The 25,226-nt window shown below is 72.2% G+C and carries 20 protein-coding genes and 1 riboswitch; of the genes, 10 read left to right on the top strand and 10 right to left on the bottom strand.

The annotated features are described in order from the left end of the window. Window positions 1-149 precede the first annotated feature (149 nt). Both ACFV04_RS26555 and ACFV04_RS26550 read right to left on the bottom strand, forming a co-directional pair. Entirely contained in the window at window positions 150-977 is an 828-nt protein-coding gene (locus ACFV04_RS26555) for a TetR/AcrR family transcriptional regulator (RefSeq protein WP_380532927.1), read from the bottom strand. A gap of 184 nt (window positions 978-1,161) precedes the next feature. Next, on the bottom strand, window positions 1,162-1,683 hold the full coding sequence (locus ACFV04_RS26550; protein ID WP_380532913.1) for an NUDIX hydrolase: 522 nt from the start codon (window positions 1,681-1,683) through the stop codon (window positions 1,162-1,164). 102 nt (window positions 1,684-1,785) lie between these two features. Here ACFV04_RS26550 and ACFV04_RS26545 point away from each other — a divergent pair, with 102 nt between their 5' ends. Next, window positions 1,786-3,006 carry a serine hydrolase domain-containing protein gene (locus ACFV04_RS26545; protein WP_380532910.1) on the top strand — a complete coding sequence of 407 codons (1,221 nt, stop codon included), beginning with the start codon at window positions 1,786-1,788 and terminating at the stop codon, window positions 3,004-3,006. Between the two features lie 91 nt (window positions 3,007-3,097). Here the strand turns inward: ACFV04_RS26545 and ACFV04_RS26540 are convergent, their stop codons facing one another. The 3 genes from ACFV04_RS26540 to ACFV04_RS26530 form a co-directional block, all read right to left on the bottom strand. After that, window positions 3,098-3,421, bottom strand: coding sequence for a nuclear transport factor 2 family protein (locus ACFV04_RS26540; RefSeq protein WP_380342396.1), 324 nt, complete (start codon window positions 3,419-3,421; stop codon window positions 3,098-3,100). A 226-nt stretch (window positions 3,422-3,647) separates the two neighbouring features. Further along, window positions 3,648-5,171, bottom strand: coding sequence for an aldehyde dehydrogenase family protein (locus ACFV04_RS26535; protein WP_380342399.1), 1,524 nt, complete (start codon window positions 5,169-5,171; stop codon window positions 3,648-3,650). Between the two features lie 546 nt (window positions 5,172-5,717). Further along, on the bottom strand, window positions 5,718-6,665 hold the full coding sequence (locus ACFV04_RS26530) for a terpene cyclase (RefSeq protein WP_360249814.1): 948 nt from the start codon (window positions 6,663-6,665) through the stop codon (window positions 5,718-5,720). A gap of 310 nt (window positions 6,666-6,975) precedes the next feature. Here ACFV04_RS26530 and ACFV04_RS26525 point away from each other — a divergent pair, with 310 nt between their 5' ends. Both ACFV04_RS26525 and ACFV04_RS26520 read left to right on the top strand, forming a co-directional pair. Further along, window positions 6,976-9,987 carry an ATP-binding protein gene (locus ACFV04_RS26525; RefSeq protein ID WP_380342848.1) on the top strand — a complete coding sequence of 1,004 codons (3,012 nt, stop codon included), beginning with the start codon at window positions 6,976-6,978 and terminating at the stop codon, window positions 9,985-9,987. 200 nt (window positions 9,988-10,187) lie between these two features. After that, on the top strand, window positions 10,188-11,252 hold the full coding sequence (locus ACFV04_RS26520) for an aldose epimerase family protein (protein ID WP_380532905.1): 1,065 nt from the start codon (window positions 10,188-10,190) through the stop codon (window positions 11,250-11,252). A 179-nt stretch (window positions 11,253-11,431) separates the two neighbouring features. Here the strand turns inward: ACFV04_RS26520 and ACFV04_RS26515 are convergent, their stop codons facing one another. Continuing rightward, complete coding sequence (locus ACFV04_RS26515) at window positions 11,432-11,935, bottom strand: GNAT family N-acetyltransferase (protein WP_380532902.1); 504 nt, start codon at window positions 11,933-11,935, stop codon at window positions 11,432-11,434. A gap of 310 nt (window positions 11,936-12,245) precedes the next feature. Between ACFV04_RS26515 and ACFV04_RS26510 the strand changes: the two genes are divergently transcribed. The 5 genes from ACFV04_RS26510 to ACFV04_RS26490 all read left to right on the top strand — a co-directional run bounded on the left by ACFV04_RS26510 (window position 12,246) and on the right by ACFV04_RS26490 (window position 18,430). Then, window positions 12,246-13,523: an extracellular solute-binding protein gene (locus tag ACFV04_RS26510; protein WP_380342853.1), complete on the top strand. Its 1,278-nt coding sequence runs from the start codon at window positions 12,246-12,248 to the stop codon at window positions 13,521-13,523. A 151-nt stretch (window positions 13,524-13,674) separates the two neighbouring features. Further along, window positions 13,675-14,676: a carbohydrate ABC transporter permease gene (locus tag ACFV04_RS26505; protein WP_380342856.1), complete on the top strand. Its 1,002-nt coding sequence runs from the start codon at window positions 13,675-13,677 to the stop codon at window positions 14,674-14,676. Window positions 14,677-14,716: 40 nt separating this feature from the next. Then, window positions 14,717-15,622, top strand: a complete 906-nt coding sequence (locus tag ACFV04_RS26500) for a sugar ABC transporter permease (protein WP_380342859.1) — start codon at window positions 14,717-14,719, stop codon at window positions 15,620-15,622. Window positions 15,623-15,687: 65 nt separating this feature from the next. Continuing rightward, window positions 15,688-17,385 carry a glycoside hydrolase family 13 protein gene (locus tag ACFV04_RS26495; protein ID WP_380342861.1) on the top strand — a complete coding sequence of 566 codons (1,698 nt, stop codon included), beginning with the start codon at window positions 15,688-15,690 and terminating at the stop codon, window positions 17,383-17,385. Between the two features lie 25 nt (window positions 17,386-17,410). Beyond that, on the top strand, window positions 17,411-18,430 hold the full coding sequence (locus ACFV04_RS26490; protein ID WP_360249790.1) for a LacI family DNA-binding transcriptional regulator: 1,020 nt from the start codon (window positions 17,411-17,413) through the stop codon (window positions 18,428-18,430). 73 nt (window positions 18,431-18,503) lie between these two features. Here ACFV04_RS26490 and ACFV04_RS26485 read toward each other — a convergent pair whose 3' ends face one another. From ACFV04_RS26485 to ACFV04_RS26475, 3 genes are all read right to left on the bottom strand, one after another. Continuing rightward, window positions 18,504-18,746: a hypothetical protein gene (locus ACFV04_RS26485; RefSeq protein WP_380532896.1), complete on the bottom strand. Its 243-nt coding sequence runs from the start codon at window positions 18,744-18,746 to the stop codon at window positions 18,504-18,506. A gap of 256 nt (window positions 18,747-19,002) precedes the next feature. Then, window positions 19,003-20,268, bottom strand: coding sequence for a transglycosylase family protein (locus ACFV04_RS26480; RefSeq protein ID WP_380532893.1), 1,266 nt, complete (start codon window positions 20,266-20,268; stop codon window positions 19,003-19,005). Next, window positions 20,255-20,412, bottom strand: a riboswitch (cyclic di-AMP (ydaO/yuaA leader). Its footprint overlaps the gene before it by 14 nt. Window positions 20,413-20,937: 525 nt before the next feature. Then, window positions 20,938-21,897, bottom strand: coding sequence for a hypothetical protein (locus tag ACFV04_RS26475; RefSeq protein ID WP_380342870.1), 960 nt, complete (start codon window positions 21,895-21,897; stop codon window positions 20,938-20,940). Window positions 21,898-22,455: 558 nt separating this feature from the next. Between ACFV04_RS26475 and ACFV04_RS26470 the strand changes: the two genes are divergently transcribed. Then, complete coding sequence (locus ACFV04_RS26470) at window positions 22,456-22,719, top strand: DUF397 domain-containing protein (RefSeq protein WP_380342872.1); 264 nt, start codon at window positions 22,456-22,458, stop codon at window positions 22,717-22,719. 613 nt (window positions 22,720-23,332) lie between these two features. Here the strand turns inward: ACFV04_RS26470 and ACFV04_RS26465 are convergent. Further along, window positions 23,333-23,914, bottom strand: a complete 582-nt coding sequence (locus tag ACFV04_RS26465) for an ATP-binding protein (RefSeq protein ID WP_380342874.1) — start codon at window positions 23,912-23,914, stop codon at window positions 23,333-23,335. A gap of 418 nt (window positions 23,915-24,332) precedes the next feature. Between ACFV04_RS26465 and ACFV04_RS26460 the strand changes: the two genes are divergently transcribed. After that, window positions 24,333-25,199, top strand: coding sequence for a helix-turn-helix transcriptional regulator (locus ACFV04_RS26460; RefSeq protein WP_360249772.1), 867 nt, complete (start codon window positions 24,333-24,335; stop codon window positions 25,197-25,199). The last annotated feature ends 27 nt before the right edge of the window (window positions 25,200-25,226 follow it).

The following is a 25,226-nucleotide window of genomic DNA, read 5'->3' as shown; positions in this document are numbered from 1 at the left end:
CTGCCGTCGGTGGTTCGGGTGGGACCGGGCCCGCCGGGGCGGCGCGCCGTCAAATCCCTGCCCATTCCTATCAGAGCCCACCGTCCAGACCGAACCGCAGGATGACCCGATGATCACTCGGGCCGGGGCCGTGACCACCGGTTCGGCGGTCACTCGGGGGCGGCCCCGGAGGTCTCGGAGGGCTCGGAGGTCTCGGAAGCCCCGGCGGGCTCGGGGTCCTCGGAGGCTCCGGAGGCCCCGGTCACCTCGGAGCCCTCGGCGGCTTCGGTGGTCCCGGCGGCGAGTGCGGTGACCGCGTCGAGGATCCCCGGGACGGCGAACAGCCCGGCGAGGTCCCGCACCAGGCGCCCGGTCGGGCCGTCCGGGTGTTCGTCGGCGAAGAAGGAGCCCAGCTCGGCGGCGAGCGCGGGCTCCCGGGCGGCCGTGAGGGTGAGCGCGGCGACGAACTCCTGCACCAGGTGCAGCTGCAGCTCCTCCAGCGGCACCGAGCGCTCGACCAGCCACTCCAGCGAGGTGATCTCGGCGTTGGCGATCCAGGCGCGGACGGTCAGTCGCAGCCCGGGGCTGGGCGACGGGATCGCCAGGTGGGCCAGGATCTGCTCCTGCGCGGCCCGGCGCACGTCGTCGATCACCGCGGAGGTGCCCGCGCTGGCCGCGACCGAGCCGCCCCGCAGCAGCGCCGCGAAGCCCGGCCCGTGGCTCTGCACGAAGTCCAGGTAGCGGCCCATCACCCGGAGGAGCCGCTCCGACAGCGGCCCCTCCATCGGCTCCTCGAAGCGGGCCGACAGTTCCCGGCCGGCCCGTCGCAGCGACTCCTCGTACAGCGCCTGCTTGCCGGGGAAGTAGTGGTAGACCAGGGGCCGGGAGGCGCCCGCGGCGGCGGCGATGTCGTCGATCGACACCTCCTCCGGCGGCCGCCGACTGAACAGTTCCAGCGCCACGGCGATCAGCTGTTCCCGCCGCTCGTCCACGCTCAGCCGCCGGCGGGGCCGTTCGCCCGCTGCCGCCCGGTCTGGAGCGGAGGTCCGTGCTGCGCGGTCGGCCGTCGGGGACGGCGTACGGGAGGCCATGCGCGCCAGCCTATCCGGCGGCCGTCCGGCGGCTCACGAGGCCGGTGGGACCCGGCCCGTGAGGCGCGTGGACCCGGCGGCTCGGGGCGGTCTAGGAAGCCGCCCGGAACTCCAGGTAGCGGCGGTAGGCCTCGACGCCGTCGGCGACGAAGGTGTCGCGGGTGAGGCGCTCGGCGAGTTCGTCGGGGGTCATCCAGGCGTGCCAGGCGACCTCGGACTCCTGCGGGGAGACCGGGCCGTCCCACTCGGCCTCGTACATGTCGCACCACCAGTTGAGCTTGCCGCCGTCGGGGTCCCGGAAGTGGAACTTGAACATCGGGCGCGGGGCGATGCCGTGGACGCCGAGTTCCTCCTCGGCCTCGCGGACGGCGGCCTCGGCGTAGGTCTCGCCGGAGCCGACCACGCCGCCGACGAACATGTCGTACGCGCCGGGGGCGAACAGCTTGGTGTCGGTGCGGCGGTGGACGAAGATCCGCCCGGCGGGGTCGTGGACCAGGATGAAGACGCAGCGGTGGGTCAGTCCGCGACGGTAGACCTCGGCGCGCAGGGCGGTCCCGACCACCCGGTCGTGCTCGTCGACGACGTCAATCAGCTCTTCGGCAGGGTTGGTCATGACCGACAGGTTAGGGTTTCCGGGCCCGGCTCGAACGGATCTTCACGAACTTTCGAACGCGGGCGGACGGTGATGACCGGATCGGGCAGGAGGCGGCGCGCGGTGGTGGAGATCTGGGGCGGGACGGCCGAGGGGTTCGAGCCCGTACGGGCGGCCTTCGCACGGAACTTCGCCGACTTCGGCGAACTCGGCGCGGCCTTCGCGCTGTACGTGCGCGGCCGCAAGGTGGTCGACCTGTGGGGCGGTGACGCCCGGCCCGAGGTCGGCGGGCGGCCCGCTCCCGCGGTGCCGTGGACGGCGGACACCGCGCAGGTGCTGCGCTCGGTCACCAAGGGCCTGACCGCGACCACCGCGCTGCTGGCGGTCGAACGCGGGCTGCTGGACCTGGACGCGCCGGTGGCGTCGTACTGGCCGGAGTTCGCGGCGGCCGGCAAGGGCGGGGTGCCGGTGCGCTGGCTGCTCTCGCACCAGGCGGGGGTGCCCGCGCTGGACGCACCGCTGCGGCTGGAGGACGTGCTCACCTGGGAGCGCGCGGCGGCGGCCGTCGCGGCGCAGACGCCCGCCTGGGAGCCCGGTACGGCGCACGGCTACCACCCGTACACCTTCGGCTGGCTGGTCGGCGAGGTGGTGCGGCGGGTGAGCGGCCGGACGGTCGGGCAGTACTTCGCCGAGGAGATCGCCGGGCCGCTCGGGCTGGACCTGTGGATCGGCCTGCCGGCCGGGGCCGCGCCGCGGGTCGGCAAGTTGGTCGACCTGCCGGCCCCGGAGGCGGCCAGGACCGGCCCGAGCGGGCTGCGGCTGCGGCCCAAGCAGTCCGTCCGGGACGCCTACCAGGACCCGGCCTCGCTGACCGCGCGATCCTTCGCCTCCGTGCGCCCCGGGGTGGACCTCAACGACCCGGCGGTGCAGGCCGCCGAGATCCCCGGCGCCGGCGGCATCGGCACCGCCCGCTCGCTGGCCCGGTTCTACGCGGCGCTGATCGGGGCGGCCGACCGCCCGGACGGCTCCGGCGCGCTGCTGCCGCCGCTGCTCGGGCCCGAGGTGCTGACCCGCGCGGTCGGGCCGGCGGTGAGCGGACCGGACCGGGTGCTGATCGTCAACTCCACCTTCGGCCTGGGCTTCTGGCGGCACGGCCCGACCGCGCCGATGGCCTCCCCGGCGAGCTTCGGGCACCCGGGGCGGGGCGGCTCGCTGGGCTTCGCCGATCCGGGGCTCGGGCTGGGCTTCGGGTACGTCACCAACGGCATGCAGCCCGGCGTCACCGGTGACGTCCGCTCGCGCAACCTGATCCGCGCGGTGCGGGGGTGCCTGGGGCTGTCCTGAGCCCGGCGTCGCGGCTCAGGCCCGGCGGGTCTCGGAGCGGCTGACCTTGCGGTTCAGGCCTGGCCGGTCTCGGAGCGGCTGACCCTGTGGTTCAGGCCTGGCCGGTCTCGAAGCGGCTGACCTTCCCGCCGTCGAGGGTGAAGCGCCAGGCGGTGCGCATCTCGCCCCAGGCGTCGTTGGTGAAGTTGGCGACCAGTGCCCGGCCGCCGTCCGACTCGGTCTGGACGTCCATCCGGCCGTGGGCGGTGAAGATCTCGCGGTCGATCCACTCCTCCAGGTTCCGGTCGGAGCCGTCGTCGGACATGCTGGCGTCCGCGGTGAGCAGGCCGACGAAGGCATCGCGGTCGCCCGCGTTGATCGCGGTGACGAGGGCGCGGACGACGGGGTCGCTGAGCTTGGCGGTGGCGATGGTCATGTGGGGCTCCCGGGGGCGGGTGAGGGGTCGGGAGTCCTGTCTACGGCGTTCGCGGGGGCCGTCCGGGCATGTCGGCGGCGCGTCGGGAAAATAGCAGCATTCATGTGCTTGGATCCCGAAACAGGCGATTTGCCCCATCGCTTGACCGGGGCCCGCCGCGGGGAGTGGCGGTGGAGCGGGAGACCGGGTCCGGTCTCCCGCTCCGCACTTTTCCGCCCGGGCCGGCCTAGAAGAAGCCCACCGCGTCGGGGGAGTAGCTGACCAGCAGGTTCTTGGTCTGCTGGTAGTGCTCCAGCAGCGCCTTGTGGTTCTCCCGCCCGATCCCGGAGTTCTTGTAGCCGCCGAAGGCCGCGTGCGCGGGGTAGTTGTGGTAGCAGTTCGTCCACACACGGCCCGCCTGGATGGCGCGTCCGGCCCGGTGCGCGGTGTTGAGGCTGCGGGTCCACACGCCCGCGCCGAGCCCGTACTGGGTGTCGTTGGCGAGCGCGACCGCCTGGTCGAAGCCGTCGAAGCGGGTCACCGAGACGACCGGTCCGAAGATCTCCTCCTGGAAGACGCGCATCGAGTTGTCGCCCTCGAAGACCGTCGGCGTCACGTAGTACCCGCCGGCCAGGGCGCCGCCGAGGTCCGCGCGCTCGCCGCCGGTGAGGACCTTGGCCCCCTCGGCCTGGCCGATCTCGAAGTAGGAGAGGATCTTCTTCAGCTGCTCGGCGCTGGCCTGGGCGCCGACCTGGGTGTCGGTGTCCAGCGGGTCGCCCTGGCGCATCGCGCGCACCCGCTGCAGGCCGTCGGCGAGCAACCGCTCGTAGATCGGGGCGTCGATCAGCGCGCGGCTGGGGCAGGTGCAGACCTCGCCCTGGTTGAGGGCGAACATCGCGAAGCCCTCGACGGCCTTGTCGTAGAAGGCGTCCTGGGCGTCGGCGACGTCCGCGAAGAACACGTTGGGGCTCTTGCCGCCGAGTTCCAGGCTGACCGGGATCAGGTTGTCGGCCGCCGCGCGGGAGATCAGCCGGCCGGTGGAGGTCTCGCCGGTGAAGGCGAGCTTGCGGATCCGCGGACTGGCGGACAGCGGGGCGCCGGCCTCCTCGCCGAAGCCGGTGACGATGTTGAGCACCCCGGGCGGCAGCAGGTCGGCGGTCAGCTCGGCGAGCAGCAGCACCGAGGCCGGGGTCTGCTCGGCGGGCTTGAGCACCACCGCGTTGCCGGCCGCGAGTGCCGGGGCCAGCTTCCAGACCGCCATCAGGATCGGGAAGTTCCACGGGATGATCTGGCCGACCACGCCCAGCGGCTCGTGGAAGTGGTAGGCGACGGTGTCCTCGTCCAGCTGGGAGAGGCCGCCCTCCTGGGCGCGCAGCGCGCCGGCGAAGTAGCGCAGGTGGTCGACGGCGAGCGGGAGGTCGGCGGCCAGCGTCTCGCGCACCGGCTTGCCGTTCTCCCAGCTCTCCGCGACGGCCAGCTGCTCCAGGTTGGCCTCCATCCGGTCGGCCATCCGCAGCAGCACCTGGGACCGCTCGGCAGCCGGGGTGCGGCCCCAGGCGGGGGCGGCGGCGTGGGCCGCGTCCAGGGCGGCCTCGATGTCCTCGGCGGTGCCGCGGGCGACCTCGGTGAAGACCTCGCCGGTGACCGGGGTCGGGTCGCCGAAGTACCGGCCGTGCACCGGAGGCGTCCATCCGCCGCCGATCCAGTGCTCGTACCGGGAGCGGTAGGCGACGATGCTGCCGGGCGCACCGGGGGGCTGGTAGACCGTCATGCTCTGGTGTCTCCTCGCGACGTCGGGCGCCGCCCGGGCCGCGGGCCGGGGCGGCGCGCCGGACCGCCCGGTCGGGGCGGCCCGGCGGGAGGGTAAGGACACGCACACGGGCCGGACGCCCGGGGGCGCCCGCCGTCGAGCACGATAACCGCCGGGCGCCCGCGCGGCTACGGTCGGTGCGCCGGGTCCGTACGGAGGGTGCGCGTTCCGGCCGTTCTCGCGGTCGGCTCGTTCGGGGTGTGCTGCGCGGTCGGGTCGTTCGGGGCGTGCCGTGAGGGCGCGCAGCGAGGCCGGGTCGGGAGGTCGGGTCGCGGGGGCGCGCCGCGAGGCCGGGTTGCGGCGGCTCCCGTGTCGGCTCGTCCGGGTCCTGTCCGGGTGGTCGTCGACCCCGGGTGCGGTCGGCGCCCGGCGCGGGAGGCCCGCCGCGCGCGGTCTCACCCCGGCGTGATCGGTCGCGCAGGGGGCGGGTGCCGGCGCGGGCGCGCCCGACTCCGCCGGCCGGCTGCCCCGGTCGGCGTGTGGCGGCCGGGGGCCAGCGGGTGGGCGTCAGACCGCGTGGTAGCGGCCGGTGCGGGCCTCCCAGCTGAGGTAGCCCGCCAGCCAGGTGAGCAGCCCGTCCGCGTACCGCTGGGCGATCGCGCGCTCTATCCGGGACAGGCCCAACTCGCGGTAGACGTCGAGGAGTCGGCCGTGCAGTTCCTCGCAGCGCTCGACCATCAGCTGGGCCTCCGCGATGACCGCCGCGCAGGCCTCGTCGGGCGAGCAGCGGCGTTCCCGCTGGACGATCATGACCAGGTTGTTGACGTCGCCGCGCGGCGCCTCCAGCGGGTAGGACCGCACGTCGTTGCTGAGTGACGGTATGTCCGCTGCCAGCTGGCGGAGTTGACGCAGCACCGGGTGGTGCAGGACGGCGGCGGGGACCTCGAACTGGCCGATCCGTTCGACCATGTCGAAGATGGTCTCCATCGCCGCGGTGCCCCGTCTGAGTTCGAGGTAGCCGTCCCGGTCCGGGGGCCGGGCGGAGATCCGGCCGGCCGCCTCGGCCGGGTGACTGGCCAGGTAGTACTCCCAGTTGTACGCGGCGCGCGCCTGCCAGCGCGCGGGCATGCCGTGCGCGCTGCGGTTCCAGAGGTCGGCGAAGGCGGTCTCGACCGCGGACTCCTGGTCGGGGCGGGCGCCGTGCAGGACGGCGATCAGGCGTTCGCAGATCGGCGCGACTTCCGAGGGGCGGCGGCCGAGCGGGCCGTCGAACTGGTCGTCGAAGAGGAAGTAGAAGCCCATCAGGTCGGCGGCCAGGGCGAGTTCGTCCGGTCCGGCGTCCGGGTAGCCGAGCGCGGCGAGGTCCACCACCTCCCAGTGCGCGTAGCCGGGGTGGTCGGCGTCGGGCAGCAGGGGGTGGCGGACCAGCCAGTCGCGGTGCAGGGCGGTCGCGTAGGGGCCGTGCGGACTGCGGCGGTGCGGGAACGGGATCTGAAGTGAGGTGTCGTCAGACATCGGACTCCCGGTGCAGCGGAGGGTGGGGGCGCTTCTGGTTGGAGCACTGATAGTGGAGGGAGTTGACGTGGCGAGGCGAAGACGGTGAGGGTGGGGTTGACAAGATCATCTGCGCCCCGAGGGCCGTAGGGTATCTGATGTAATGATCGGACGTTAGGGATATAGGGCAATTGCCCTTGGCAAGCACTCCGAACCCTCACCGTCCGTCCCAGCCTGCACGAATGCCGCACGGTGAGGGCCACGCAGCGCTAACCTCGGCTCCACGCAGTGATGGAGCTGTGACGGGATCGGGCGAGGCGGAGGCGCGACGGTGACCGAGCAGGACAACGAACTTCGGACGGGGGCCGGTTCCGGCCGGGACGGCGACGGTTCCGCGCCCCGGGTCCGACTGCGCGACCGCGACGCCGAACTGCGCTCGGTGGAAGCCGCCGTCGACCGGCTCTGCCGCGACTTCGCCGCAGGCGGCACCGAGATCGGCGACCTGCTCGCCTTCTCCGGCCGTCCCGGCATCGGCAAGACCAGCCTGCTGCACGAGGTCCGACGGATCGCCAAGCTCCGCGACGGCGCCACCGTGCTGTTCGCCCGTGGCGGCGAACGGCAGTTCAAGGAGCCGTACCACGTCCTGCGCCAGCTGCTCCAGCCGGTGCTCAGCGACCTGCAGCCGGACGTGTTCCGCCAGGTCATGGGCACCTGGGAGGAGGTCGTCGGACCGGCCATGGGCCTCAAGCAGCCCAAGGCCGGGGCCCGCCGGCTCGACCCGCAGGGCGTGCGCGACGGCCTCGACTACGTCCTCACCCAGCTCGCACCGCGCCGCGCGCCGATGGTGATGATCGTCGACGACCTGCACTGGGCCGACGCCGAATCGCTCTCCTGGCTCGCCAAGTTCGCCGTCCGCTCCGGCGAACTGCCCGTCCTGCTCGTGTTCGCCTTCCGCGAGGACGAGAGCGACTGGCCGGCCGCGACCCAGGAGTTCCGCCGCGACATCATCGGCCTCAAGGCCCGCAAGCACGAGCTCAACCGGCTCAACCTCAGCTCCGTCACCGACATGGTCCGCGCCGAACTCGGCGACAAGGCCGAGGACGCCTTCTGCTACGAGTTCTGGAACGTCGTCAACGGCAACCCCTTCGAGGTCGTCGCCCTGCTCGACCAGGTCCGTGACCAGGAGCTCGAACCGGTCGAGGAGAACTCCCGGCAACTGCGCGAACTCGCCGTCGACGCCACCGGGATGACCCTCAAGAGCTGGCTGGACCGGCTCGGCGCCAGCACCCTGCGCTTCGCCTGGGCCTGCGCCATGCTCGGCACCGACATCCGGATCGACCTCGCCACCCGGATCTCCACCCAGAGCACCGAGGGCGCCCGCGACTCCATCAAGCAGCTGCGCAAGCAGCGCGTGCTCACCCAGTCCCCCAACGGGAACCTGGAGTTCGTCCATCCGCTGATCGCCAGCTCGATCTACAACACCATGCCGGACGCCACCCGCCTCGGTATGCACGGCATCGCCGCCGTCGAGATCGAGAACGCCGGACTCGGCCTGCTCGCCGCCTCCCGCCATCTGGTCGAGACCCACTCCGGGGAGGGCGACGACCGGATCGTCAAGAAGCTGCGCCGCGCCGCCGTCGAACACCAGCTGATCGGCGCCCCCGAGGCCGCCCAGCGCTGTCTGCACCGCGCGCTCAACGAGCCGCCCGCCGACGAGATCAAGGCCGAGGTGCTGTACGAACTCGGCTGCTCCGCCCTGCTCACCGACCCCGTCGCCACCGTCAACCAGCTCAAGCTCGCCCTCGACCCCGACGAGGTGCCGCTGCGCCCCGAACTGCGGGTGGACGCCACCTTCCGGCTGTCCGAGGTGCTCGCGCACAGCGGCGAGCTGCGCGAGGCCGCCCTGGTCTGCCAGGACGAGGCCCGCAAGACCGACGACCCGGCCGGGAAGCAGCGGCTGCAGGCCGCCTCGTTCATGTGGCACGCCTTCCGCAAGTCCGAGGAGGACGGCCCCGGCCGCTCCGCCCGGCTCGGCGAGATGTGCGCCGGCCTGACCGGCCGGGAGGCCGCCGACCGGGCCGTGCTCGCCATGCGGGCCTGGGACCTCACCCTGAGCGGCAAGCCCTCGGCCGAGGCGCTGGCCCTCGCCGACGAGGTCCTCGACGGCGGCCGACTGCCCAAGGGCCTCGGCTGGACCGACACCACCTGGGGCTTCGAACTGCCCTCGATGCTCGGTCTCACGTACATCTACAACGACCGGGTCGCCCAGGCCGAGCGGCTGGCCGCGGACGCCATCATCCAGTTCGAGGTGGCCGGCTGGAGCGGCGCCCACCGGGGCTTCGCGTACTTCCTGATGGGGCTGGCCCGGTTCCGCCGCGGCCTGCTCGCCGAGGCCGAGGACTTCCTGCGCCGGGCGTACCGCATCTCCGAGCGGATCGGGCAGAAGCTGCCGCTGGCCTGGGACGCCGTGGGCGTGCTGGTGGACACCCTGATCGCCCGCGGCCGGGTCGACGAGGCCTGGGAGCTGGCCAACGATTTCGGCTTCCACCCGCCGTACCACGCGACCGCCATGGTGCTGCCGGACGCGGCCTCGCTGTACGGCAAGCTGCTGATCGCCAAGGGCCGCCACGCGGGCGCCGCCGCCGCGCTCACCGAGGCCGGCGCCCAGTTGGAGGTGCGCGGCTGGCGCAACACCGTCTGGGCGCCCTGGGCCGGCCACCTCGCCGTCGCGATCGCCGACGACGAGCCCGAGCGCGCCCGCGAGTACGCCCAGAAGGCGGTCCGGGACGCGCGCGAGTTCGGCACCGCCTCGGCGATCGGCACCGCGCTGCGGCTGCAGGCGCAGGTCGAGGACGGCCAGCAGGCGGTCGAACTGCTGGAACAGGCCGTGATGTACCTCGGGCAGTCCCCGGCGGGCTACGAGCACGCCGTCGCGCTGGTCGACCTCGGTGCCGCGCTGCGCCGGGTCGGGCGGCTGGAGGACGCCCAGGAGTACCTGTACCAGGGCATCGAGCTGGCCCAGCACTGCTCGGCGGAGGGACTGGTCGACCAGGCGCGGCGGGAGCTGGCCAACTACGGCCTGCGGCCCAACCGGCTGGGGCTGCGCGACTTCCGGGACACCCTGGACACGCTCAGCGGCCCGGAGATGGAGGTCGCCCGGCAGGCGGTGCGGGGCCTGCCGCCGCAGCGGATCGCCGAGGAACTCGGGCTGCACATCAGCCTGGTCAACAGGCGGCTGGCGGCGGTCTACCGCAAGGCGGGCAGCGGGCCGGACGGGCTGGCCTCGGCGCTCGGGCTGCCGCCGCAGCAGCGGGAGTCGACCTCGACGGAGGGCGAGCAGTAGCGGGCGGCGTCCGGCGCGGCGGCGGCTCCGGTCCGGTGGCCGGGGGCCGTCGCGCACGGGCGGCGCGCGTGGACGATGGTGCGCCCAGGACGCCGCCGCCGTCGCTAGGCTGACGAACACCGGGGCTGCCGCGGCGACCCCTCGACGGAGCAGGAAGCCGGCGGTCGCGGTGCGCCGCGGCCGACAGTGAGGAGCAGGTCATGGCGAGCGAGGCCACCAGCGTCCGGCACGAACCCCTCGAACCCGCGGGCGCGGGCGCCGCGATCGAGCGCTGGACACTCACGGCCGGTCCGTACGAGGCGAGCGTGCTCACCCTCGGCGCCACCCTGCACACCCTCAGCGCGCCGGACCGTTCCGGCCGGTCCGCACAACTGCTGCTCGCCGGCGACCGGTTGGCGCAGATCCTGGGCCCGGGCCGGCACTACGGCGCGGTCGTGGGCCGGTACGCCAACCGGATCGACCACTCGTCGGTCACCATCGACGGCGAGGAGCACCCGCTCGCCCCGACCGGCGGCGGCGTGACCCTCCACGGCGGCCCGGACGGCTTCGCGCACCGGATGTGGGCGGCCGAGCCGGTCGAGGACGGGGTCCGGCTGCGGCTGCACAGCCCGGACGGGGACCAGGGCTTCCCGGGCGCGCTGGACGTCAGCGTCGACTACACGCTGGCCGCCTCCGGGGAGCTGGTGATCGCCTACCGCGCGGTCACCAACAAACCGACCGTCGTCAACCTGACGAACCACGCGTACGTCAACCTCGCGGGTGAAGGCAGCGGCGACGTCCTCGGCCACCTGCTGACCCTGGACGCCGACGAGTACACCCCGGCCGACGAACGGCAGATCCCGTACGGGCGGACCGAGCCGGTGGCCGGCACGCCGTTCGACTTCACGGCGGCCACGCCGATCGGCAAGTCGGTGCACGACCGGCACCCGCAGCTGGCCGGGCCGGGCGGCTACGACCACAACTGGGTGCTGCGCGCCCGGCCGGCGGACGGCAGCCCGGCGCGGGCGGCGCTGCTGGAGGACCCGGTCAGCGGCCGCACCCTGGAGGTGCTGACCACCGAGCCGGGCATCCAGGTCTACACGGCGAACAAGTTCCAGGGGGCGGTCACCGGCGCGAGCGGCGTCACGTACGGACCGTTCGCCGGGATCGCCCTGGAGACCCAGCACTTCCCGGACGCCCCGCACCACCCGGCCTTCCCCAGCACGGTGCTGCGGCCGGGGGAGGAGTTCCGCTCGACGACGGTGCTGCGGCTGGGCACGAACTAGGCCCTGTCCGGCCCCGGACAGGACCCGGCGGGTCGCGGGTGCCGTCGGTGGCCCACCCCCCGTCGGTGGCCTACCCGGCGGAAGGCGTCCCACCCGGTGAAGGCGGCCCGGCGGCGGGCGGCCCGGTGGCGGCCGACCGCCGGCGGGTCACGGCCGCGGGCAGGTCGGGCCGCTCACGGTCACGACCGCAGGTCCCGGCGCATGCAGAGCCGGGGCCAGCGGTCCAGCCCGTGCTCGGCCTCCTTGCGGCGGATCTCGCGCAGGCCCGGGGTGACCTCGGCGTCGGCCAGCGGCCGGAAGCCGCAGCGCGCGTAGTAGGGGGCGTTCCAGGGGACCTCGGCGAAGGTGGTCAGGGTGAGCGCCGGGGCGTCGGTGGTCCGTGCGAGGTGGTCGAGCAGCGCCCGGCCGATGCCGCGGCGGGCGTGGTCGGGGTGGACGGAGAGCTGTTCGACGTGCAGCGCGTCGTCGACCGGCTCGGCCAGCAGGTAGGCGACGACCGTGCCGTCGGGGGCCTCGGCGGCCAGGGCGACGCCCCGCTCCAGGTAGTGCGCGAGCTCCTCCGGGGCAGGGGGCTCGTCCGCGGCGATCTCCGGCATGCCGATCGCGGCGAAGGGAGCGCCGGCGGCCCGTTCCAGCTCGGTGAGCAGGGGGAGTTCGTCCTCGGTGACGGCTCTGATGCGCATGCGTCCAGTCTGCTGCAAACGGCTTTCAGCCACGCAGGGTGGTCCCGTCGGCCGCCCCGAGGCGGGGTGAATCGGACGAACCGGGGCAATCGACGCGAGTGTCAACTACCGTGCGGCAACGTCCAGGACACGCGGTTGTAACGATCGGTGTTTCTTGCAGAAACTTGCTGCAAGGACTTTCCGTTGATCTTTCACCGCTGTTAACTTCCTTCCCGAGCCCGACGGCAGCAACGGTGCGGTCGGCACGAGGCAGCCATTATGCGCCTGTCTCCGAACATCTCGGGCACCCCCACCCTCCCAAGGAGTTCTCATGCGGCGTGGCATCGCGGCCTCTGCCCTCGTTGTGGCCCTCGCGGTCTCGATGGCTGCCTGTGGCAGCAGCGGCTCCAGCTCGGACGGCAAGGCCGACGGGCCGGTCACCCTCACGTACTGGGACACCTCGAACGCCACCAACGAGGCGCCGAACTACCAGGAGCTCGTCAAGAAGTTCGAGGCCGCCAACCCGAACGTCAAGGTCGACTTCGTCAACGTCCCGTTCGACCAGGCGCAGAACAAGCTCCAGACCGCGATGGGGGCCAAGGGCGCTCCGGACGTGTTCCGCTCCGAGGTCGGCTGGACCGCAGCCTTCGCCAAGGCCGGCTACCTGGAGCCGCTGGACGGCACCCCGGCCGCCGCCGACACCTCCGCCTTCCAGCCCAGCCTGATCCAGCAGGCCAAGTACGAGGGCAAGCTGTACGGCGTCCCGCTGGTGACCGACACCCTCGGCCTGCTCTACAACAAGGAGCTGTTCGCGAAGGCCGGCATCACCGACGCGCCGAAGACCTGGGACGAGCTGAAGGCCGACGCCGCCGCCGTCAAGGACAAGGCCGGCGTGGACGGCTTCTGGCTGAAGGCCGCCGACGGCTACTACGCGATGCCGTTCCTGTTCGGCGAGGGCACCGACACCGTCGACGCCGCCGGCAAGAAGATCACCATCACCTCGCCGGAGGCCGTCAAGGCCGTCGAGACCTACAAGACGATGTTCACCGCGCCCGGCACCGCCAAGGCCGACGTCACCACCGACGCCTACGCGCACATGATGGACGCCTTCAACAGCGGCAAGGTCGCGGCGATCATCCAGGGCCCCTGGGAGATCACCAACATCTACAAGGGCTCGGCCTTCGCCGACAAGAACAACCTCGGCATCGCGGCCGTCCCCGGCGGCTCCGCGGGCAAGGCCGGCGCCCCCACCGGCGGCCACAACATCTCCGTCTACGCCGGTGCCGACAAGGCCCACAAGGCCGCCGCCGAGAAGTTCGCCGCCTTCATGACCTCGGCCGAGAGCCAGGCGTTCATCGCGCAGAAGAACTCCACCCTGCCGACCCGCACCGACGCCTTCACCGGCGACGTCAAGGCCGACCCGGGCATCGCCGGCTTCCAGGGCATCCTGACCAGCGCCAAGCCGCGCCCCGAACTGCCCGAGTACAGCTCGCTGTTCGCCTCGCTCGGCACCAACCTGGGCAAGGCCGTCCAGGGCACCGGTACCCAGGACGCGCTGAACACCGTCGCCACCGACTACGCCAAGCTCCTGCCGGGCTTCGCCAAGTAGTCCCCGTGCCCGGTCCGCCGGCCGGCGGATGACGGCGAACGAACGACAGCGAACCGACTTCATCGGCTGTCAGTCGTCGACCGTCATCCGCCGCCCCCGGCAGGCCGGGCCGTCGGCTCCCCCCGAGAATCCCCCCGAGAAGGTGTGAACGATGTCAGTCGCCGTGCAGGGCGCCACCGGCAAGGGCAGCCGGGAGCGCGAGCAGCGTCCGGGCCTACTGGAACGCGTCAAGCGCTCCTACGCCAAGCACTGGTACGCCTACGCGATGATCGCGCCGGTCGTGCTGGTGCTCGGCGTGCTGGTGCTCTACCCGCTCGTCGAGGGCATCTGGCTCACCCTCACCGACGCCAACAGCCTCAACGTCGCCCGCAAGATCGGCGTCAACGAGATCCCGGCGAGCTACAACTTCGTCGGCTTCCACAACTACGCCGACATCCTGTGGGGCCCCGGCTCGTACGACCGCTTCTGGTCGCACTTCGTCTGGACCATCGCCTGGACGGCGGTCTGCGTCTTCCTGCACTACACCCTCGGGCTGGGCCTCGCCCTGCTGCTCAACAAGAAGCTGCGCGGGCGCGCCGCCTACCGGCTGCTGCTCATCCTGCCCTGGGCCGTGCCGACCTTCGTCACCGTCTTCTCCTGGCGCCTGATGCTCGCCGACGGCGGCGTCGTCAACGGCATCCTCTCCGTGCTGCACCTGCCCGAGCCCGGCTGGCTCACCGACCCGTGGGCGCAGAAGGCGGCCGCCATCCTGGTCAACACCTGGGCCGGCGTGCCGTTCATGATGATCTCGCTGCTCGGCGGCCTGCAGTCGATCCCGGCCGAGCTGTACGAGGCCGCCGAGATGGACGGCGCCACCCCCTGGCAGCGCTTCCGGTACGTCACCATGCCCGGGCTGCGCACCGTCTCCTCCACCGTCGTCCTGCTCGGCGTGATCTGGACCTTCAACCAGTTCAACGTCATCTTCCTGCTGTTCGGCACCGGCGCGCCCGACGCCCAACTGCTGGTCACCTGGGCCTACCGCCTCGGCTTCGGCCAGATCCCCCGGGACTACGCGCAGTCCGCCGCCTACGGCGTGATCCTGCTGTCCATCCTGATCGTCTTCACCGCCTTCTACCGGCGCTGGCTCGCCCGCAACGAGCAGGCCAACGGCTGAGGCCCCGGACCCAGTTGACCCACGAAGGCAGGTAACCCCGATGAGCACCACCACCGAACGCCCGGCCCCCGCAGCGACCGCGGCCCCGGCCGCCCGGCCGGTCAAGGTCCGCCGCCGCGGCGAGAGCAGCCCGCTGGTCCGGGCGCTGTCCCACGGCACCCTGATCGTGGCCAGCCTGATCGCGCTGTTCCCGGTCGGGTGGATCCTCTTCGTCTCGCTCGGCCCGGACAAGACCGACTACCTCCACCCCGGCCACATCCTCGACAAGCTCACGCTGTCGAACTACCAGCACGTGCTGTCCGACACCGACTTCTTCACCTGGTTCGGCAACGCCCTGCTGGTCTCCGGCATCACCACCGTGTTCGGCGTCATGCTCGCGGCCACCACCGGCTACGCCGTCTCCCGGATGAAGTTCCCCGGGCACAAGCCGCTGATGTGGTCGCTGCTGGTCACCCAGATGTTCCCGATCGCGGTGCTGATCGTGCCGATGTACACGATGCTCTCCGAGCTCGGTCTGCTGGACAGCTACACCGGCCTGATCCTGGTGTACTCGACCACCACCGTGCCGTACTGCGCCTGGCTGCTGAAGGGCTACTTCGACACCATCCCGGTGGAGATCGACGAGGCAGGCCGGGTCGACGGGCTCAGCCCGTTCGGCACCTTCTGGCGGCTGGTGCTGCCGCTCGCCCGCCCGGGCCTGGCGGTCGCCGCCTTCTACTCCTTCCTCACCTACTGGGCCGAGGTGCCGTTCGCCTCGACGTTCATGCTCAGCTCCGACAAGTACACGCTGGCCGTCGGCCTGCAGACCTTCGTCAGCGAGCACGACGCGCAGTGGAACCTGATGGCCGCGACCGCGGTGCTGATCGCGATCCCGTCCGCGGCCTTCTTCTACCTGGTGCAGCGCCACCTGGTCACCGGTCTGACCGCCGGCGCCTCCAAGTCGTGACGCCTGCCGCGGCACACCCCGCGCGCAAGGCCCCCCGCTCCTCCGATCCCCGAGGGATACCGTCCATGACCCAGAACCTGGCCGACACCTCCCGGCCTGCCGCCGACACCGCTCACGAGGCGAACGTCGGCGCGTCCAGAGGCTGGTGGCGGGACGCGGTCATCTACCAGGTGTACCCGCGCAGCTTCGCCGACTCCAACGGCGACGGCATGGGTGACCTGCCCGGCATCCGCAGCCGCCTGCCGTACCTGCGCGACCTCGGCGTGGACGCGGTCTGGCTCTCGCCGTTCTACGCCTCGCCGCAGGCGGACGCGGGCTACGACGTCGCCGACTACCGCGCGGTGGACCCGATGTTCGGGACCCTGCTGGACGCCGACGCCCTCATCCGGGACGCCCACGGCCTGGGGCTGCGGATCATCGTCGACCTGGTCCCCAACCACTCCTCGGACCAGCACGAGTGGTTCCAGCGCGCCCTGCGCGAGGGCCCCGGCTCCGCGCTGCGCGACCGCTACCACTTCCTCCCCGGCAAGGGCGAGGACGGCGAACTGCCGCCCAACGACTGGGAGTCCATCTTCGGCGGCCCGGCCTGGACGCGCACCGAGAACCCGGACGGCACCCCCGGCGACTGGTACCTGCACCTGTTCGCCCCCGAGCAGCCCGACTTCAACTGGGACAACCCGGCGGTCGCCGACGAGTTCCGCTCGATCCTGCGGTTCTGGCTCGACATGGGCGTGGACGGCTTCCGCATCGACGTCGCCCACGGCCTGGTCAAGGCCCCCGGCCTGCCCGACCTCGGCGGCTCCGACCAGCTCAAGCTGCTCGGCAACGACGTCATGCCGTTCTTCGACCAGGACGGCGTGCACGAGATCTACCGCAGCTGGCGCAAGATCCTCGACGAGTACCCGGGCCAGCGGATCGGCGTCGCCGAGGCCTGGACCCCGACCGTCCAGCGCACCGCCAACTACGTCCGCCCGGACGAGCTGCACCAGGCCTTCAACTTCCAGTACCTGGGCACCGACTGGGACGCCGCCGCGCTGCGCGAGGTGATCGACCTCTCGCTCGACTCGATGCGCCCGGTCGACGCCCCCACCACCTGGGTGCTGTCCAACCACGACGTCACCCGGCACGCCACCCGCTTCGCCAACGAGCCCGGCCTCGGCACCCAGATCCGCACGGCCGGCGACCGCGAACTCGGCCTGCGCCGCGCCCGCGCCGCCACCCTGCTGATGCTCGCGCTGCCCGGCTCCGCGTACGTCTACCAGGGCGAGGAACTCGGCCTGCCCGACGTCACCGACCTGCCCGACGAGGTGCGCCAGGACCCGTCGTTCTTCCGCCAGGCCGGGCAGGACGGCTACCGCGACGGCTGCCGCGTCCCGATCCCGTGGTCCGGCACCGAGGCCCCGTACGGCTTCGGACCGGCGGCCGGCGGGCCGTCCTGGCTGCCGCAGCCGGCCTCCTGGGCGGAGCTGAGCGTCGAGGCGCAGACCGGCGACCCGACGTCCACCCTGGAGCTCTACCGCAGCGCGCTGGCCGTCCGCCGGGCGCAGGCCGACCTCGGCGCCGGCACCGGGGTCGAGTGGCTGGACGGCCCCGAGGGCACCCTCGCGTTCCGTCGCGGCTCCTTCGTCTGCACCGTGAACACCACCGGCGAGCCGGTGCGGATCGCCGCCCCGGGCACGCTGCTGCTCGCCTCGACCGACCTCGTGGTGGACGGCGGCGAGACGGTGCTCGCTCCGGACAGCACCGGCTGGTGGGCGGTCTGACGTGGTTGCAATAGGCTCTGGGACCGTGACTACGGCGCGACTCTCAGACATCGCGGCACAGGCGGGGGTCAGCGAAGCCACCGTCTCCCGCGTGCTCAACGGCAAGGCGAACGTCTCCGCCACCACCCGGCAGACCGTGCTGGCGGCGCTCGACGTGCTCGGGTACGAGCGGCCGACCCGGCTGCGCCAGCGCAGCGCCGGGCTGATCGGGCTGATCACACCGGAGTTGAGCAACCCGATCTTCCCCGCGCTGGCGCAGGTGATCGAGCAGACGCTCAGCCGGCACGGCTACACGCCGGTGCTGTGCACCCAGACCCCGGGCGGATCCACCGAGGACGAACTGGTGGAGATGCTGGTCGACCGGGGGGTGGCGGGCATCGTCTTCGTCTCCGGGCTGCACGCCGACAGCACGGCCGACCACGACCGCTACGCGCGGCTGGCCGGGCGCGGGGTGCCGTTCGTGCTGATCAACGGCTTCAGCGAGAAGATCGACGCGCCGTTCATCTCGCCGGACGACCGGGCCGCGATGTGGATGGCCGTCCAGCACCTCGCCGAACTCGGCCACGAGCGGATCGGGCTGGCCGTCGGGCAGCGCCGGTACGTGCCCGTGCTGCGCAAGATAGAAGGCTTCACGGCGGCGATGCGGGAGGTGTTCGGGCGCACTCAGGAAGAGGCCGAGGAGCTCGTCCACCACACGTTGTTCAGCGTGGAGGGCGGGCACGCGGCGGCCGGAGCGCTGCTCGACAAGGGCTGTACGGCGATCGTGTGCGGGAGCGACATGATGGCGCTCGGGGCGATCCGGGCGGTGCGCCGGCGCGGACTGTCGGTGCCGCAGGACGTGTCGGTGGTCGGCTTCGACGACTCGCCGCTGATCGCCTTCACCGAGCCGCCGCTGACCACGATCCGCCAGCCGGTCGAGGCGATGGCCACGGCGGCGGTGGACGCGCTGCTGGAGGAGGTCGGCGGGAACGCCGTCCAGCGCGGCGAGTTCATGTTCCAGCCGGAACTGGTGATGCGCGGATCCACGGGGGCCTGCGCGCGCTGAGCGCCGGTCGCAGGGCCGACGGAAGGGCCCCGGAGAGGCAGTTGCTCCCCGGGGCCCTTCGGCGTGCGCCCGGTCAGCCTTGCCGGGCGGTGGGGCGGTCGGAGGTGGGGCGGTCGGCGGTGGGGCGGTGGTCGTCGGCCGCGTCGCCGGTACGGGTCTCGGTGCGGCGGCCGCGGGCCGGGTAGTCGCGCAGGACCAGGTCGACGGGGCCCTGCGGGTTCCTGGCACCGGAGAGCATCGTCGCGTAGGTCGCGTAGGTCGCGTAGGTCGCGTAGGTCGCGCGGTTCGCGTCGAGCGTGACGGTGGCACGGGCCATGTGACTTCTCCTCGGGTGCGGAGCGGCAGCACGCCCGTCGGGGCGGGGTTCACCACGGGGATATGCCGGAACCCCCGGGGAGAGGGACCAGACTCTCTCCGGGGGTGGCGGGTGGTCGGCGTTCGGGCGGACCGCCGAGAGGTGACAGATGACAGCTGACAGATGGTGAAATCTGTCAGCTGTCATCTGTTGCACGTCAACTGTTACGTGTCGGCTGTCGGCTGGTACCCGTCGGCCGTCAGCCGGTTCGCCGTGCTCAGACCCGGCCGGCGAAGTCCGGGGCCCAGTTGGCGATGGTCTGCTCGCGCACGCCCGAACTCGGGTTGGCGGCCTCGACGTACTTGCCGCCGCCGACGTAGATCGCGACGTGGTAGACGCCCGAGTCCTGGCCGTTGTTGGACCAGAACAGGAGGTCGCCCGGCTGCAGGCTGTCCAGCGAGACGTGGGTGCTGGCGGCGGCCTGGTCGGCGGCGACGCGCGGGACGGAGACGCCGGCGGCGCGCAGCGCGGCCTGGGTCAGGCCGGAGCAGTCCCAGCCGCCGTTGCCGGTACCGCCGTAGACGTAGGCCTGGCCGACCTTGGACTCGGCGAAGGAGACCGCGGCGGCCATGCTGCCGGTGGCGGCGGGGGCCGGGGCCGCAGCCTGGGTCTGGGTCTGGGTCTGGGCGGCCGGCTTGGCGTTCACGGAACCGCCGTTCGTGGACTGACCGGACTTCTGCGAGCGGTTGAACCAGGTGAAGTCCGAGCCGGACTTGTCGGTGGAGGCCGACTGCGGGCCCTGGGCTTGGTCGCCGAAGGACAGGTGCTGGCCCGGGTAGATGCTGTCCGGACCGTCGGTCAGGGTGCTGCGGTTGAGCTCGTACAGCCGCTGCCAGCCGCCCTGGACGTGGTTCTTGTCGGCGATCGAGGACAGCCAGTCGCCCGCGACCACGGTGTAGTCGCCGTCCTGGGCCCACTGCTGGTGCTTCTGGGTCCAGTTGCCGGTGGCGGTGGTGGCCTTGGCGTCGTCCTGGGCGGGAGCGGCGGGCTTGGCGGCGGGGGCCTGGGCGGGCTTGGCGGCGGGCTTGGCAGCCGGGGCCGGGGCGGCCGGCTTGGCGGCGGCCGAGGTGTCGACGGCGGCCGGGGCGCCGCCCTTGGTCAGGCCGGCCTGGATCGAGCACACCGGCCAGGCGCCGGGGCCCTGCGAGGCGAGGACCTTCTCGGCGACGGCGATCTGCTGGTCCTTGGTGGCCAGGTTGGCCTGCGAGGCGTACGAGGTGCCACCGAAGGCGGCCCAGGTGCTGGAGGTGAACTGCAGGCCGCCGTAGAAGCCGTTGCCGGTGTTGATGGCCCAGTTGCCGCCGCTCTCGCACTGGGCGACCTTGTCCCAGGTGGCGACGGAGGCGGCGGAGGCGGTGCCGGAGACGAGGCACGGGACGGTGAGGCCGACGCCCGCGACGCCGATGGCGGCGATCACGCGGCGGGTGCGGCTGGACAGGCGGGTGCCGTTGGTGGGCAGCATGAAGACGTGGTCCTCTCCCACGCCTGCGAGGTGAGCTGTCGGATTCGGGCTGGAGTTGCCCGGCCGCGCTTGGCGCGGCTTCACCCCTAGCCCTGAACCGTTCCGGGAACGGTCCGGGGCGACTTACCTGTGGGTCCCCCGCTCCTGCCGTGGTGCGTTTTCGCGCTGCCAGGACATCCGACGGCAGGACTCGGCGTCGCGGATGAACTGGGTCCGTGTGGTCACGAACGGGGAGCACGTTAAGCAGACTTAAGTTCAAACTGCAAACAGCTGTGACGCCCATCACGGTTTAGTGGGAACTGCCAAAATGGCGCGTATCCATGATCGTAAATGATCGTTTTTCGGCAATCGCGTTGCGGATATCCACAACTGGCTCGGTTTCAGGAATCGCGTGACGGTGCGTCGAGGTGCGCGGTGGCGCATCGGTCGAGTCGGGGGAGTGGCCGGAGTCCGAGCGCTGATGAGTGCGCTCCCCTTTTCCTTGCAAATGACGCAAGAACGGACAATCTCCTTCATTGCCGCGAAGCTCCGTTAACCCCCGAAGGTCTCTGCGGCCACGGAAACTCCCAAAACCTTCACAATCGCCACAACCCCCACAACTCTCCTGTGGGGGTGCGCGGGCACGGCGAAGGGCCCGGAACGAAATCCGTTCCGGGCCCCGTGTGCGCGCCGGCGGGCGCGCGGTGTCGCTTACTGTCCCGCAGGCCCCTCAGCGGCCGCGTGGGCCCGTCGGGTGCCCTCTGCGGCCCCCTCGGCCTCGGCGGCGGCAGCCGCCTCCGCCTCGGCCCGCGCCAGCTCCTCCGGGGAGGGCGCGGGCAGCGCGGCCAGGTAGGTGGAGGCGATCAGCTGGCCGACGGTCGGGTACGCGCCCAGCGGCGCCGCCGACGGGCAGCCGGTCTCCTCGGCCGCGGTGGCGAGCAGCTCGGAGTCGGCCTCCGGCCCGATCACCAGCGGGGCCAGCGCCGGGCGCTGGGCGCCGGTCTCCCTGAGGTGGTTGACGGCCGCGGCCACCGAGCCGGGCACGTCGAGCGCGGCGGCCACGACCGGGATGGCCAGCCGGGCGGCCAGCAGCACGCCGGTGATGCCGGCCGCGGCGGCGGCGTCCTCGCCGCCGACGGTGGTCAGGACCACGCCGTCGGCGGCGGTCGCGATGGCGAACAGACGGGCTCGGTCGGCGCGCGCCAGTCCGGCCTCGGACAGTCGCACGTGCACGGCCTCGGCCAGGAGCGGGTGCGGGCCCAGTGCGTCGGTGACGGGCGCGCCGTACTCGGCGGCGAGTGCGTGGAGTTCGGGCAGGAAACCGTGCGGTCCGGGCACCAGCGGCACCAGGACGGGCATCGGCAGCCCGGCCTCGGCGGCCGTGGCCAGGAGTTCGGCGACGGTGCGCTCCTCGCCGCCCTCACCCTCGGCGGACTCGCCGGGGAGGTATCCGACCGTGGCCTGGACGCCGTTCTGCTCGCTGCGGACGATCGAGAGCAGTTCCTCGACGACCGAGCGGGACTCGGGCCCGGCGGTCGCGGGTACGGCGAGCACCAGGGCCGGGGCGCCGGAGGGAATCTCGGGGCGCTCGGGACGACGATGGCGCCCCCGCGCACGGGAGCCTGGAGTGCGGACGGGCAGTGGCGCGCCCGGGATGGCTGCGGTGCTCATGCCGGAGATCGTAGGACATCGGCCCGTCCGGCCTGCAGTCGGCTGCCGTACGGGTTTCGCGCAGCGGCGGTGCGGACCCGGTGTCCTGGGTGGGCCGGTCCGGGCGGTTTACCCGCAATCCGGACATTCTTCGCCCAACCCCCGTGCGTGCGTGGGCCATTGCCTTGACGTACGCCGCGAGGCACTGCGTTGCACCCGCCGTGCGTGAGATGTCTCACAGCCCGGAGGTCGCCTGACGGAGGGTCACGGCGGCGCGACTCCCGGCATTCGAAGATCAACATTCAGGGGGGATTCGCTCACGGCCGGTTATCGCAACCCCGACGATTCAGTCGGCTATGTCCGTTTACGTACCGTCAGGAGAAGGCCCCGTGAAGAGTTCGGGGCCGCCGGTGAAAGGCCTCGTGCACCTGCAATGTCCCGTGCTGATGCACGTGCACTGCAGCTATCATCGCGTCAAGTGAGGCGTTGTGCCGGACCGGTACGGGGCCGGTCCGTTCGTTCGGCGGTGCCGGGGGCGCCGCGCTGGACAACAACTCCGGAGCTCTTCGGGAGACTTCTATGCACGACTCGCAGGACAGGCACGGCTCGCACGACACCTTCAACGGGATGGCCGCGGCCGATCTCCGGGGAGTGGTCTGGCAGAAGAGCCGGCACAGCAACTCCCAGGGCAACTGCGTCGAGTTCGCGGCCCTGCCGGGTGGCGACGTGGCGATGCGCAACTCGCGCTTCCCGGACGGTCCGGCGCTCATCTACACCCGGGCCGAGATCGCCGCCCTGCTGCTGGGGGCCAAGGACGGGGAGTTCGACCACCTGGCGGTCTGACCGGCCGACCTGTTTCACCATCGGGGGGCCGTCGTGGGTGCCGACACCACGACGGCCTTTGTCTTTTCCGCAGCCGTTTCCGCCACCGTTTTCGGAGCCGCCCCGAACGGGGCCGTTTCCGCCGCCTTTTCCGGGACCGCCGTAATCGGGGCCGCTGCTTCCGGAACTGCCGCAATCGGGGCCGCCGTAATCGGGGCCGTTGCTTCCGGAACTGCCGCAATCGGGGCTACTGCTTTCGGGGCCGCCGTAATCGGGGCCGTTGCTTCCGGAACTGCCGTAATCAGGGCCGTTGCTTCCGTTGCTGCCACAGCGGGGGGCGCGGTGGACACCGCCGCCCTCGGGGCCGCCGGCCGGGATCGACCACCGGCGGGGCCTGGCGCAAGCACCCGGGGTGTGGTCCTCCCGGGGTTTCCCTCGACCTGCCGCTGAGTGGTCCGTCCGACCCGCTGTCGGGTCTGCCGTCCGCTCCGTCACCGGTCCTGCCGTCCGCGGCGCTGCCACCGCCGGGGCCGTCGTCCTGGCCGTCGCCGGGCACGCCGTTCGGCGTGCCGCCGGAGCGGGTGCCGGTTGTGCCCTCCGACCAGGCACCGGGCGGGCCGTACGCCGCCCGGCGCTAGGCCGAGCGCCGGTGCCGTCCACCGATGTCGACCGGTCCGCCGAGCGCCTCCAGCGCCGGGCGTCCGCCGATCTCCGGGTGTCCGTCGAACGGGCCGACCGCCGGCTCCGCCTCGAACATCGCCCAGACCACCTTGCCGCTGCCCAGCGGGTGCCAGCCCCAGGAGCGGCTGAAGGACTCCACCAGGTGCAGTCCGCGGCCGGATTCGGCGACGAAGTCCGCCTCCCGGGCCACCGGGCCGATGCTGCTCGGGTCGCTCACCGCGCAGACCACCTGGGGTGCGCGGTGCACCAGGCTTATTCGGATCGGCAGCCGGCCGTCCGGGGTCGGCTGTGTGGGAAAGTCGTACTCGCCCTGGGCGCCGCCCGACGGGTCGGGCCGTGCGCCGATCGCATGCCGGAGCGCGTTGGTCACGAGTTCCGAGGCCACCAGCGCGACGTCGTCGAACAGCTCCGGCAGTCCCCAGCGCTGGAGCGTGGTCCGGGCGAAGTCGCGCGCGGTTCTGACGGCTTCGAAGCGAGGAGCGAGCGTACAGGTGACCACATGGGGGTCAACCGCCAAAGCCGTACCGGTGCTCATGAAGAGCTCCTCCCATAAGGGGGCGGACACGGCTGGACCCGCCGGGGTCATGCCGGTCACCTCCGACTCGCTCGGCCGCACGGCCGCCCCCTCGACCACACGCGCGCGCACTCGAACGCCCGATGGCGCGGGGGACGCCGTCGGGCCGGTGCACGGAGTCGCGCGTGGGGTCGACGCGGAGCCCGCGGGATTGCCAGGGATGTGCAGGTGCACGTGCACCATGGTGGTGTGCGCTCACTGCAGATGCAAGAGTCGATTCACGTGCAGTCGCACTATTGGCATATGCAAGCGCCGGATGCACGTGCATCCTGGTGTGCGGAGTGCAGAACTGATAGGAACATCCGTCAGTATCGGCACCGTGAGCGCTCAACTGATGGCAGACTGTGCGCTGTTTGCCCTAGGTGGAGGTTTCGACCGCATGACCACAGTTCAGCCGGGCGGCGGCTCGATGGTCCGCCGGATCCTCCTCGGCTCGCAGTTGCGTCGCCTGCGTGAGGCGCGCGGCATCACCCGTGAGGACGCGGGCTACGCGATCCGGGCCTCCGAGTCCAAGATCAGCCGCATGGAACTCGGCCGCGTCAGCTTCAAGGAGCGCGACGTCGCCGACCTGCTCAGCCTGTACGGCGTCGACGACGGGATGGAGCGGGAGGCCCTGCTCGGCCTGGTCCGCGAGGCCAACAAGTCCGGGTGGTGGCACAGCTTCAACGACGTGCTGCCGGGCTGGTTCCAGACCTACGTCGGACTGGAGGAGGCCGCTCAGCTGATCCGCACCTACGAGGTGCAGTTCATCCCCGGGCTGCTGCAGTCCGAGGAGTACGCACGGGCGGTTTTCGGCCAGAGTCGGCCGGTCATCAGCGAGGAGGAGGTCGAGCGGCGGGTCAGCCTCCGGCTGCGCCGCCAGAAGCTGCTGGCCGAGGGCGGCAGCCCGCGCCTGTGGGCGGTCATCGACGAGGCCGCGCTGCGCCGGCCGGTCGGCGGGCCCAAGGTGATGCGCGGTCAGGTGCAGTACCTGATCGACGTCGCCGAGCAGGCCAACGTGGTGATCCAGGTCATGCCGTTCCGCTTCGGCGCGCACGCGGGCGAGTCCGGGGCGTTCACGATCCTGCGCTTCCCGGAGCAGGACCTCGCGGACGTGGTCTACCTGGAGCAGCTGACCAGCGCGCTCTACCTGGACAAGCGGGACGACGTGGACGCGTACATCCAGGTCATGGAGCGGCTCTGTGTGGACAGCCTCACGCCGGAGCGCACCATAGACCTGCTCGCCTCGATCCTGAAGGAGCGCTGAGCCGCTGCCGTTCGGACCCGCGGGCCC

This window comes from Kitasatospora sp. NPDC059599, assembly GCF_042735125.1.
In the GTDB taxonomy this organism is placed as follows: Bacteria; Actinomycetota; Actinomycetes; order Streptomycetales; family Streptomycetaceae; genus Kitasatospora.
Note: the sequence above shows the minus strand (reverse complement) of the source record. Positions and strands in the feature narration are given on the sequence as shown.

Coding starts and splice junctions, on each gene's coding strand:
- ACFV04_RS26465 (WP_380342874.1), bottom strand. CDS start 23,914: ATGAGCACCGGTACGGCTTTGGCGGTTGACCCCCATGTGGTCACCTGT.
- ACFV04_RS26505 (WP_380342856.1), top strand. CDS start 13,675: ATGTCAGTCGCCGTGCAGGGCGCCACCGGCAAGGGCAGCCGGGAGCGC.
- ACFV04_RS26485 (WP_380532896.1), bottom strand. CDS start 18,746: ATGGCCCGTGCCACCGTCACGCTCGACGCGAACCGCGCGACCTACGCG.
- ACFV04_RS26475 (WP_380342870.1), bottom strand. CDS start 21,897: ATGAGCACCGCAGCCATCCCGGGCGCGCCACTGCCCGTCCGCACTCCA.
- ACFV04_RS26550 (WP_380532913.1), bottom strand. CDS start 1,683: ATGACCAACCCTGCCGAAGAGCTGATTGACGTCGTCGACGAGCACGAC.
- ACFV04_RS26470 (WP_380342872.1), top strand. CDS start 22,456: ATGCACGACTCGCAGGACAGGCACGGCTCGCACGACACCTTCAACGGG.
- ACFV04_RS26460 (WP_360249772.1), top strand. CDS start 24,333: ATGACCACAGTTCAGCCGGGCGGCGGCTCGATGGTCCGCCGGATCCTC.
- ACFV04_RS26510 (WP_380342853.1), top strand. CDS start 12,246: ATGCGGCGTGGCATCGCGGCCTCTGCCCTCGTTGTGGCCCTCGCGGTC.
- ACFV04_RS26520 (WP_380532905.1), top strand. CDS start 10,188: ATGGCGAGCGAGGCCACCAGCGTCCGGCACGAACCCCTCGAACCCGCG.
- ACFV04_RS26500 (WP_380342859.1), top strand. CDS start 14,717: ATGAGCACCACCACCGAACGCCCGGCCCCCGCAGCGACCGCGGCCCCG.
- ACFV04_RS26540 (WP_380342396.1), bottom strand. CDS start 3,421: ATGACCATCGCCACCGCCAAGCTCAGCGACCCCGTCGTCCGCGCCCTC.
- ACFV04_RS26535 (WP_380342399.1), bottom strand. CDS start 5,171: ATGACGGTCTACCAGCCCCCCGGTGCGCCCGGCAGCATCGTCGCCTAC.
- ACFV04_RS26530 (WP_360249814.1), bottom strand. CDS start 6,665: ATGTCTGACGACACCTCACTTCAGATCCCGTTCCCGCACCGCCGCAGT.
- ACFV04_RS26495 (WP_380342861.1), top strand. CDS start 15,688: ATGACCCAGAACCTGGCCGACACCTCCCGGCCTGCCGCCGACACCGCT.
- ACFV04_RS26515 (WP_380532902.1), bottom strand. CDS start 11,935: ATGCGCATCAGAGCCGTCACCGAGGACGAACTCCCCCTGCTCACCGAG.